This window comes from Synechococcus sp. CCAP 1479/9, from assembly GCF_019038535.1.
Taxonomy (GTDB): Bacteria; Cyanobacteriota; Cyanobacteriia; order PCC-6307; family Cyanobiaceae; genus Cyanobium.
The window spans coordinates 1-1677 of record NZ_JAFKRK010000009.1 but is presented as its reverse complement, the minus strand read 5'-3'; the positions used below and the strand labels follow the sequence as shown (position 1 = coordinate 1677).

Annotated in this window: 1 rRNA gene; it reads right to left on the bottom strand. The window is 55.9% G+C overall.

Annotated features, from left to right (window positions below):
- Positions 1 to 59: 59 nt before the first annotated feature.
- A 16S ribosomal RNA gene (locus KUG38_RS04225) occupies positions 60 to 1544 on the bottom strand.
- Positions 1545 to 1677: the final 133 nt, after the last annotated feature.

Here is a 1677-nt window from a genome sequence, read left to right as displayed (position 1 = left end):
TGCTTCCCAAACTTGCGTTTGCTCAGCGCTCAGACATCACGATCAGTTGTGTCTCCCTGTTAGGAGGTGATCCAGCCGCACCTTCCGGTACGGCTACCTTGTTACGACTTCACCCCAGTCATCAGCCCCACCTTCGGCGTCCTCCTCCACAAGGGTTGGAGTAACGACTTCGGGCATGGCCAACTTCCATGGTGTGACGGGCGGTGTGTACAAGGCCCGGGAACGTATTCACCGCAGTATGCTGACCTGCGATTACTAGCGATTCCTCCTTCACGTAGGCGAGTTGCAGCCTACGATCTGAACTGAGCCACGGTTTATGGGATTAGCTAACTCTCGCGAGCTTGCAACCCTTTGTCCGTAGCATTGTAGTACGTGTGTAGCCCAGGATGTAAGGGGCATGATGACTTGACGTCATCCACACCTTCCTCCGGTTTATCACCGGCGGTCTCTCTAGAGTGCCCAACTGAATGCTGGCAACTAAAGACGTGGGTTGCGCTCGTTGCGGGACTTAACCCAACATCTCACGACACGAGCTGACGACAGCCATGCACCACCTGTCTCTGCGCTCCCGAAGGCACTCCCTCGTTTCCAAGGGATTCGCAGGATGTCAAACCCTGGTAAGGTTCTTCGCGTTGCATCGAATTAAACCACATACTCCACCGCTTGTGCGGGCCCCCGTCAATTCCTTTGAGTTTCACACTTGCGTGCGTACTCCCCAGGCGGAACACTTAACGCGTTAGCTACGACACCGAGGGGGTCGATTCCCCCGACACCTAGTGTTCATCGTTTACGGCCAGGACTACAGGGGTATCTAATCCCTTTCGCTCCCCTGGCTTTCGTCCATGAGCGTCAGTTATGGCCCAGCAGAGCGCCTTCGCCACTGGTGTTCTTCCCGATATCTACGCATTTCACCGCTACACCGGGAATTCCCTCTGCCCCTACCACACTCAAGCCTTGTAGTTTCCATCGCTGAAATGGAGTTAAGCTCCACGCTTTAACGACAGACTTACAAGGCCGCCTGCGGACGCTTTACGCCCAATAATTCCGGATAACGCTTGCCACTCCCGTATTACCGCGGCTGCTGGCACGGAATTAGCCGTGGCTTATTCCTCAAGTACCGTCATGTCTTCTTCCTTGAGAAAAGAGGTTTACAGCCCAGAGGCCTTCATCCCTCACGCGGCGTTGCTCCGTCAGGCTTTCGCCCATTGCGGAAAATTCCCCACTGCTGCCTCCCGTAGGAGTCTGGGCCGTGTCTCAGTCCCAGTGTGGCTGATCATCCTCTCAGACCAGCTACTGATCGTCGCCTTGGTGGGCCATTACCCCACCAACTAGCTAATCAGACGCGGGCTCATCCTCAGGCGAAATTCATTTCACCTCTCGGCATATGGGGTATTAGCGGCCGTTTCCGGCCGTTATCCCCCTCCTGAGGGCAGATTCCCACGCGTTACTCACCCGTCCGCCACTAACCCGAAGGTTCGTTCGACTTGCATGTGTTAAGCACGCCGCCAGCGTTCATCCTGAGCCAGGATCAAACTCTCCGTTGTAGATCCAACCCTCTTGGAAAGCTTTCGCTTCCCTCAGCTGGATTTGCCTCGTGCCATCCCCGCAGACTGGCGTCTACGGCAACGTCTGGGCCACCAACGCTCTCGCGATGGGTTCAAAGAGTGCACTGGTCGC